The organism is Neobacillus dielmonensis, from assembly GCF_000612665.1.
Lineage (GTDB): Bacteria > Bacillota > Bacilli > Bacillales > Cytobacillaceae > Neobacillus > Neobacillus dielmonensis.
The window spans coordinates 121,075-129,696 of sequence record NZ_HG942077.1 but is presented as its reverse complement, the minus strand read 5'-3'; the positions used below and the strand labels follow the sequence as shown (position 1 = coordinate 129,696).

8 protein-coding genes are annotated in these 8,622 nt (G+C 37.8%); 6 read left to right on the top strand and 2 right to left on the bottom strand.

Features of this window, described 5'->3' with window-relative positions:
- Window positions 1-441: 441 nt before the first annotated feature.
- Window positions 442-624, top strand: a complete 183-nt coding sequence (locus tag BN2425_RS18340) for a Fur-regulated basic protein FbpA (RefSeq protein ID WP_042462455.1) — start codon at window positions 442-444, stop codon at window positions 622-624.
- 160 nt (window positions 625-784) lie between these two features.
- Here the strand turns inward: BN2425_RS18340 and BN2425_RS18335 are convergent, their stop codons facing one another.
- Window positions 785-2,017, bottom strand: coding sequence for a cytochrome P450 (locus tag BN2425_RS18335; protein ID WP_042462452.1), 1,233 nt, complete (start codon window positions 2,015-2,017; stop codon window positions 785-787).
- A gap of 256 nt (window positions 2,018-2,273) precedes the next feature.
- On the opposite strand from BN2425_RS18335, the gene BN2425_RS18330 reads away from it, so the two are divergent.
- Together BN2425_RS18330 and BN2425_RS18325 are read left to right on the top strand one after the other, a co-directional pair.
- Window positions 2,274-2,801 (top strand): PadR family transcriptional regulator, encoded by a 528-nt coding sequence (locus tag BN2425_RS18330; RefSeq protein ID WP_042462451.1) that lies wholly within the window; start codon window positions 2,274-2,276, stop codon window positions 2,799-2,801.
- A 432-nt stretch (window positions 2,802-3,233) separates the two neighbouring features.
- Window positions 3,234-3,611, top strand: coding sequence for a hotdog domain-containing protein (locus tag BN2425_RS18325; protein WP_042462449.1), 378 nt, complete (start codon window positions 3,234-3,236; stop codon window positions 3,609-3,611).
- A gap of 112 nt (window positions 3,612-3,723) precedes the next feature.
- Here the strand turns inward: BN2425_RS18325 and BN2425_RS18320 are convergent, their stop codons facing one another.
- Window positions 3,724-4,599 carry a DMT family transporter gene (locus BN2425_RS18320; protein ID WP_042462447.1) on the bottom strand — a complete coding sequence of 292 codons (876 nt, stop codon included), beginning with the start codon at window positions 4,597-4,599 and terminating at the stop codon, window positions 3,724-3,726.
- 391 nt (window positions 4,600-4,990) lie between these two features.
- Here BN2425_RS18320 and BN2425_RS18315 point away from each other — a divergent pair, with 391 nt between their 5' ends.
- From BN2425_RS18315 to BN2425_RS18305, 3 genes are all read left to right on the top strand, one after another.
- A complete protein-coding gene (locus BN2425_RS18315) occupies window positions 4,991-6,229 on the top strand; it encodes a Gfo/Idh/MocA family protein (protein ID WP_195891968.1) in 1,239 nt (412 codons plus the stop codon).
- Between the two features lie 527 nt (window positions 6,230-6,756).
- A complete protein-coding gene (gene uxuA / locus BN2425_RS18310) occupies window positions 6,757-7,833 on the top strand; it encodes a mannonate dehydratase (RefSeq protein ID WP_042462444.1) in 1,077 nt (358 codons plus the stop codon).
- Between the two features lie 259 nt (window positions 7,834-8,092).
- Window positions 8,093-8,575 carry a MarR family winged helix-turn-helix transcriptional regulator gene (locus BN2425_RS18305; protein ID WP_042462442.1) on the top strand — a complete coding sequence of 161 codons (483 nt, stop codon included), beginning with the start codon at window positions 8,093-8,095 and terminating at the stop codon, window positions 8,573-8,575.
- Window positions 8,576-8,622: the final 47 nt, after the last annotated feature.

Genomic DNA, 8,622 nt, shown 5'->3' with positions numbered 1-8,622 from the left:
ATCACCCCCTCCTACTCGATGGTTCGGAGTAAAGAAAAATGCAAATAGCTATTTGTGTTGGGAAATGAGAAAAGTGGCACTACGAATATAGACATGGCAAGCTACTTGGAGATGTGTTACAATGTATTTCCTTGGCAGGGGCATTATATACAATTGAAGGAAGCAGGGAAGATGAACTAAATTCCTTGCTTCCTTCTTATTTTGTAATATCCACTTTATAAAAATCGGACATTCTCTCTTTTCAGAGGCGATGCGGTGAATGGTAATGTTGGTTCGTTTCTCTTATTAATACTGTAGTAGAGCCTTCAGTTCACCTTTATTTAATTTTAATCCATACTTTACAGATAGGAATTATCGGTATATAATACAAATAATCAAACATATTTAAATCGAATGATTGTATTCAAGGGAAAGCTTTGAAAAACTGAAGGAGTGTTTATCATGAGAAATAACGATGAAAAAAAGCGCCAAAAGCTAATCAATAAATTGATTTTTTTAAACGTCTATACCAAAGAGGATCCGCAACTTGATAAGCTGTCCCTTTCAAAATTAGAGTATGAGTATAGGAAATTTAAATTACAAAGCCATCCGCATGGTGAATTTGGCTCTATTAAATGGATATAAAAAGAAAAAGTACGGAATATAGGAGTAATTCCAATAGAGATTAACAACCAGCGAAAGGGAATATAGATGGAACATATAAGAATTATAGAGATTTTTAGACACTAAAATGGGTCTGCATTCAAATCACAATGCAGACCCATTTTGTCGTATCATTTCTAAACTACTTAAAGACCTTCATAGGCAGATAAGTTAAAGATTGTCCGGTCGCTGAAGCCGTTAAATTCTCCTCTAGTTGAAACCCTTCTACCGGCTGAATACGTGAAAACTTTTGTACAAATGTCTCAAGTGCTATTTTCATTTCTAACCGTGCAAGGGGTGCACCTAAACAGAAATGGGGACCATTTCCGAAAGTCAGATGTTTTTTATTATTGGAACGATGTATATCTAAAGAGAAAGGATTTTCGAACATTTTCTCATCCATATTCGATGCACTCATCCATGCAATCATTACATCTCCTTTTTTTAACTCAACGCCTAATAAATTGTTGTCCTGTTTGACAGTACGATCTCTCCTGGACATATGAAAACGATAGCGGAGCATTTCCTCGACGGCGTTTGGCACTAATTCGACATTATTTCTAAGTTCTCCATATATAGACTGGTCATCATAGAGCAAGGAATAGAAGGTATTGGCAATTGCATGACTTGTTGTTTCAACCCCTGCACCTAAAAGCAGCATAGTGGTTTGGACAATTTGCTCATCGGTAAATCTTTCGCCATCCACTTCAGCCCGGATTAAGTCGGAGATAATATCATCGGAAAGGTTTGACCGTTTTTGCACCACAATTGGATATAGATATTGGAAATATTCTTGTGCTGCCTTTTGTTTTGCTAGTTCAATATCCTCCAGCCTTTCTTTATCATAAGGTTGGAAAAGGATGTCTACCCATTTTTTGAACTGATAGCGATCTTGTACCGGAACTCCAAATAAATCCGTTATGACCATACTAGGCAGTGGTGCTGCCAAGACTTCCACAATATTAACAGTAGAACTTTCTTGTATGGATTCCACTAGTTCGGTCGTAATTTGTTGAATGCGCGGCTCCCAGTTTTTTAAACTTCGGGGAGTGAAAGCGGCCGCTAGCAAGGAGCGTGCTTTGCGGTGCTGGGGAGGATCTAACAGGGTAATATTCATAATCGGTGAGGTTTTTTCTTGTTTGTCTTTCGCTCCCACAAAAATGGTAGTTCTAGGACCTTGACTTGAAAAGTATTCGTAGTTACTTAATACCTGTTTAACATGATCATATGTAAAAACATTCCATGTATTGGTTTTTTCATGATAATAAACGGGATGATGGTGAAGCATTTCTTTGTACCAATTAATCGGAAAAAACTCTTCGGCACGTGATTGGAAATTTGTGATTTCGTTCATTGGAATAACTTCTTGACTCATAATTTTCCTCCTCTATTGAATTTGCGCAATGAATCGCTAATCTCAAATTACTCTAATCAGAGTAATTTTTATAGAGGAATTTGTACTAACAGATTTTGTTTAAACGCTTCTGTAAAAATATAGAAATAGTCAGAATTGCTCTTGAATCGACTAAATAAAGGTTTTAGGAGAGCGTGAATATGATGGAGGTATGAGGATGTCTATTATGATAAAATTTAAGGGAATTAAGAACGGATTATAGAAAGGAAATGTTCCTATGTCTCTTTCGTTATTTATACTCGGAAGTTTGGCTGATGAAAATAGCAATCCCTATCAATTAAAGAAAGAATTACTAGATGCGATTCCGATAAAAATAAGTGAAGGAAAATTTTACTATAATTTTGAAGCTTTACAGAAAAAAGGGCTTATTGAACCAGTCGAAACCATTCAGATCGTCAATCGCCCGAACAAAACCATGTACGGGATTACTCAGAAAGGAAGACTTTTTCTGGAGCAAGAGATATATAACAGCTTTAAAAAAGTCGCTAGGTTAGAAGATTTGTACATATCCATTTATCTTTTAAAATATATTGATCCAGCCAAGGCAGCTTTATTCCTTGAGGAAACGATTAAACATGAAAAGAACCGTTGGGCAAGTTATAAAGAGGAATTCAAAGTATCAAAGGAAATACTGGATGCAAAACAGCAGCGGGCGGTCCAATTTATTAGCGAACATGCATTTAGTCAGTCAGAGCATAATATTTTTTGGATGGAAAAGCTATTAAATTTTTTAAAGGCGTTTTAGAAAATACAGTGTTCGGCAAGGAAGTTTACGGTCTAGAAAAAATTGATTCTATATGGATTTTAAATAGGGAGAGATAGACGATTCGTTGACACATTGTAATACGATTGGGCGTCAAATACAAAATGAAAATAAAAGTAACAATAACCAAAGTAATTATCAAATCCTACTCGATGACTGATGTGTGCAATAATTTGTCTCCACTCCCTATCAAGCACCACAAAAGGAATGGATGAATAAGAACATAAAGCCGAAATTGGGAAGGTCAAGTTTTTCTCAGGTAAAGAAGCGGGAAGCAAGTAAATGAAAACTATTGGCTCTTGATCGTGTTAGTTTCTTTTTCAAAGATAGATAGTTGAATAGTGCCCAGAATTGTTGAAATGTTCATGCTATTATATAATTTATAAACCATAAAACCATCAGGGGGAAGTTGATATGTCATTAAAATTAGGAGATATTATTACGTTTGAACGAACTTTTACAGAAAGAGATGTTGAATTATTCACAGAAGTTTCAGGTGATGAAGGGGTACACCACGTAACCCCGGATGAACAGGGGAGATTGGTTGTTCAAGGGTTATTAACAGCAACCTTGCCAACAAAAGTAGGCGGCGATCATAACGTGTTGGCTCGTAATATGAATTTTGAGTTTTTAAGACCTGTGTTTACAGGGGATACCATTATTTGTAAAGTGAAAATTGAAAAATACGAAAGGCAAGACAATAATAGAACAGCTATACGTGCAACCTTTTTATGTACAAATCAGAATGAAAAAGAAGTATTAAAAGGGGATTTTTCTGGGGTCATACTATAAAGTTTTCCTTCTTTCATCCTGGGCAGTGGACTAAAGGCAAAATTATTTATGTGAGAAATGAATGCCTGATACACAAAAACTCCTTCAGTATGGTTGAAGGGGTTTTTACATGCTATTTTTTCTCTAAGATAACGAATAAAACACCAGCAAGAATCAGGATAGAGCCTATCCAAAACGGTACACCTAGGGTCTCGCCAAGTATAAGCCATCCGAGGAGTGCCCCAACCACGGGTTGGAAGAAGAAAAATAACCCTCCACTTGAGGCGTTCAGCATTTGTAATCCACGATTCCAAAGGAGAAATCCACATGCGGTGGAGATAATGCCGAGATACAATACTCCTCCCCAAATGGTCGGGTGAGTGAGTTGCGAGATCGGAATCGCGTGTAACCGTGGCAAAACCAAAGGGGTCAGCACGATTAGCGCTACCAGGATGGAATAGGTTGTTACCACAATCTGTGAATATTCACTTGGCACACGCTTTAAAAGTACAGACATAAGTGCCCATGTTAAAGCAGCAATAAGCAGTGAAATACCTCCAAGTTTACTGGATAAATTCACATGACCGACTCCAACAATCAGCAATACCCCAACTGTTGCTAAAGAAACCGAGAGTCCATTTTTTAATGTTAGTCGTTCTTTTAGAATAAGCCGATCAAAAATAACCATAAAAGCTGGCGTTGAAGAAGTTATTATCGTTCCCATTTGTGCAGAGGACAGCATGGTGTCAGTTTCTTGGGTCACAATTGAAATCGTGTTGCCAATTATTCCAATGGCTATGATGAGTAAGAAATGGCGTTTATCGATTCGCCATTTTTGTCTTGAAATCAAGCCGATCAAGAGTAGTGCCACAAGAGCCACTACATATCGCATCCACACAAGTTCCAATGGAGGTATGACCGATACTACAATTTTAACAACAACGTACATACCACCCCAAATACTAGAGGCTGATGCTAAAAATAAGGAACCTAATACGGTGTTTTTCATTTTTATTCCCTCCGTCTTTTATTTAGGTCGATATTGCCCCTAACGGAGAGATGTAGTCACCTTCCCTCATTAGAGCAGAAGGGTGCTGCTGGTACATCATTTTCATATAACGGGGTCCAATACAATCCGGATCACCTCTTGCTTATTTTACTAATTGATCTGATTTCCATTATATTAGGATTTGAAGCGTATTAAGGAATAAATTCCCTGATACATCAGATAAAACAGCCATAAAATATTAGATGTTTAATATATATAGGTGCTTTTTATAAGTAATCCTAATATATACTTATATTAAGTATGATAGATTTATATACAAGGCTAAATACTTATTTATAGTTAAATGATTTTATTCCTTTTAAAGCGGATACATAACGAGGGAGTTGGAAACATGTCATTTTCAGAAAATACTAGAATAGATGAATTATTAAAAAGTGAAGATGCCAAGGTTATTTTGGAAAAACACTTTCCAGGTATTACTTCAACTACGACGATAGAATTAGCAACGGGATTTACTCTTAAGGCAATATCACAGTTTCCACAATTAAGCATTACACCAGAGCAACTGAAAGAATGTGTGGAGGATCTTGCAAAAATAGAAGGATCAGAAATAGAGCACATCACAAGTATCCAACATTACAATGGGGATGGTTTCAAAAATGCTTTGAAATGGGGAATTATTGGTCCGGGAAGCATTGCTAAAAAATTGGCAGAAGCGATAAATGGAACGGAGGGTTCGGAGCTTTATGCCATTGCATCACGTTCATTGGATCGGGCAAGAACCTTTTCGGAGGAATTTCATGTTGAAAAAGTTTATGGCTCCTATGAGGAGTTAGTCGATGACCCTGCTGTGGATGTAGTTTATATTGCTAATCTCCATTCCCAGCATTATGAGCCGGCTAAACTGGCACTTGAAAAAGGAAAAGCTGTGTTGTGTGAAAAGCCGCTTACGATAAATGCAGTTCAAGCTGAAGAGCTGATTTCGATTGCCCGTAAAAAGAATGTGTTTTTTATGGAAGCAATGTGGATGAAGTTTAACCCTATCTTAAACAAGGTAAAGGATTTAATAAATGAAGGTAGTATTGGACGGTTGAAAAAAATAGAAGCGGATTTCTCTGTTGTATTTCCACCCGATTCAAACCGCCGATTGCCAGAATTCGGAGGAGGGGCCCTTCTAGATTTGGGAATTTATCCAATAACCTTCGCAAATTGGATGGTGGGAAGGTCACCTGATACCATCACCTCAGATTGTAAACGGACTTCGGCAGGAGTGGACGGTACGGATTCTGTCACCTTCGAGTGGAAAACTGGTGAGAAGGCAGAACTGAGCTTTGGAATGGATCGCCTTGGAACCATGAGTGCAAAAGTCATCGGGACCGATGGCTATATTGAAGTATTTCCGCCGTTTCATTGCGCAAAAGTAATTCAACTTCATCATTCTCAAGGTGTAAAGGAAATTTCTATCCCTTTCGGGGTGAATGGATATGAATATGAGGTCGAAGAGGTTATGCGCTGCCTCAATATGGGCTTATCAGAAAGTCCAGTCATGCAGCTTCAAGAAACGCTTGAAACAATGAAGCTTATGGATCGATTGCGGTCGGAATGGGGAGTTGTATATCCCTGCGATTAAATTTTATGCTTGCTGAAAAGAAAGTAGAGATTAATAGAATAGAAAGTAGTGAAGATGGCTCAATAAGGGAGTCATCTTACTTCTTTTTGAAAGTCACATTTTTAAAAGACTACCTGAAGAAGTAATAGCGAATTTCATATTAATAAAAACTGAACACATGGAAAAATGGGGAGACCAGTCGTTAATAGCCCTTATAAACGACCGAACACATGGAAAATGCGCAAAACCAGACACTTATACTTCATATAGGAAAACAAATATTGGGGGACACACCTTGTGACTAATGTGAATCACAAATAATCAATTCCATAACATCAATGACTGGAAATGACAATTGTCAGAACAGTACAAATCAATTTTGAAATAAAGCAGAAACTGCTTGCTTTCAGAAGGACCTTAGGGAAATAACGGTTTTCTAAACAAACTAATCGGTTATTTGATTCAGAAAATGTAAGTAAAGGAACTATAATTACAGTTATAAGAGTCTTTCAGTTAGGTTTCACCAACAATACAAAGGGGGCTATCAAATGCAGATGACGTTCAGATGGTATGGAGAGGGAAATGATACCATTACCTTAAAACAAATTCGCCAGATTCCGGGAGTTAAGGGGGTCGTGTGGGCACTCCATGATGTGCCGGCCGGTGAAGTATGGCCCGTTGGACGGATTGAAGAAGTCGTCAGCCAAGCAAATCAATATGGCTTGAATACGGAAGTGGTCGAAAGCGTTAATATTCATGAGGATATCAAACTAGGATTACCTTCAAGAGATAACTATATCGCAGCCTATAAAGAAACATTGAAAAATTTAAGCCAATATGGCGTGAAAGTAGTTTGCTATAATTTTATGCCTGTATTTGATTGGTTTCGTACCGACCTGTATAAAGAAGCGGAAGACGGCAGCACGGCGTTGTATTTCGATGCGAAAAAAGTCCTTTCCCTTACACCTGAAGAGGTTGTGAAAAATATGGAAGAAAATACGAAGGATTTAACGCTTCCCGGTTGGGAACCTGAAAGATTAAAAGATTTAAAACGTCTATTTGACCTTTATAAACATGTCACCGAAGAAGATTTACTTGCCAACTTGACCTATTTTTTGAAGGAGATTTGCCCTGTAGCTGAAGAATGCGGCATTAAGATGGCGATCCATCCTGACGACCCGCCGTTTTCTATTTTTGGATTACCAAGGATTGTAAAAAACAAACAGGACATTCACAGTATTTTAAGTGCTGTAGACAGTCCTTCCAATGGTTTAACATTTTGTTCCGGTTCATTAGGAGGCAGCCTTAGCAATGATTTAATAGATATTGCAAGCACGTATACTAGCCGAATTCCGTTTGCCCATATCCGAAATGTAAAGCATTTTGGTGATGGCAGTTTTATAGAATCCTCCCATCTAACCGAAGACGGTTCCGTCCCCATTACCGGAATCATCAAGGCACTATATGACAATGGCTTTGACGGATATATCCGCCCAGACCATGGCAGGCATATATGGGATGAAGTATGCCGCCCAGGGTATGGCCTATATGATCGAGCTTTAGGGTTGATGTATTTACTAGGCGCATGGGATACAAACGTATTAATGAAAAGTTCTCAGTACTGAAACTCATCATTGCCGTATGATAAATTTTTTAACCAAATAACTGTTCTAATAAAGATGTGGTCTGTATTTCCTATTTCCAGATGTCTCTAATTCACGGGACATCTTTTTCATTTTGTCTAGAAAACTAAGTTTCTTCGACTCTTAGTTTAATGGGAAGAAGCTCATTGACAAATGTTACGTGTGATAATATGATATATCGCATAAGATATATCGGGTGCGATTTATCGTACAAGATGTTTTTGGGAAGGGAGAGTAACCATTGGAAGATCGGGCCGATTATATTCGTGAATCAATTGATTTCTTACATCGCTTTTTAGTAAAAAGTATTCAAAAACATGCAGAGGAGCATGGTCTAACAGTTCCTCAGTTAAGGGTCATTGCACAAGTATTGGTTAACAAACAGATTACCATAAAACACCTGACTCAAAATCTTAGAATGACCCAAAGTACGGTTTCAGATATTGTTGAACGATTGTCTGCAAAGGGAATTCTATTGAAAACACCCAATCCAAAAGATAAACGGTCAGTGATTATCTCCGTGAGTGAAGAAGTTCTCAATCTGATAAAAGATCACTCAAATGAACCAGTGAAACGGGCAGTAAGAGATGTTTTAAGTCTGTTAACGCCAGAAGAGCAGGGGACCGTTGAGCAGGGCATGCGCTTATTAATGAAGGCAGTAACAGAAAAAATGGAGAAAGATGGTATGGGGCAAATGGAATCATTTGATGAGCCCTTCCATTAAGGAATAGTTCGTACACAGACTTTTACAAACATATACCTGAGGAGGGG

Excerpts from the sequence above, each read along its gene's own strand:
- BN2425_RS18340 (WP_042462455.1), top strand. The coding sequence starts at position 442 with ATGAGAAATAACGATGAAAAAAAGCGCCAAAAGCTAATCAATAAATTG.
- BN2425_RS18335 (WP_042462452.1), bottom strand. The coding sequence starts at position 2,017 with ATGAGTCAAGAAGTTATTCCAATGAACGAAATCACAAATTTCCAATCA.
- BN2425_RS18330 (WP_042462451.1), top strand. The coding sequence starts at position 2,274 with ATGTCTCTTTCGTTATTTATACTCGGAAGTTTGGCTGATGAAAATAGC.
- BN2425_RS18325 (WP_042462449.1), top strand. The coding sequence starts at position 3,234 with ATGTCATTAAAATTAGGAGATATTATTACGTTTGAACGAACTTTTACA.
- BN2425_RS18320 (WP_042462447.1), bottom strand. The coding sequence starts at position 4,599 with ATGAAAAACACCGTATTAGGTTCCTTATTTTTAGCATCAGCCTCTAGT.
- BN2425_RS18315 (WP_195891968.1), top strand. The coding sequence starts at position 4,991 with ATGTCATTTTCAGAAAATACTAGAATAGATGAATTATTAAAAAGTGAA.
- uxuA (WP_042462444.1), top strand. The coding sequence starts at position 6,757 with ATGCAGATGACGTTCAGATGGTATGGAGAGGGAAATGATACCATTACC.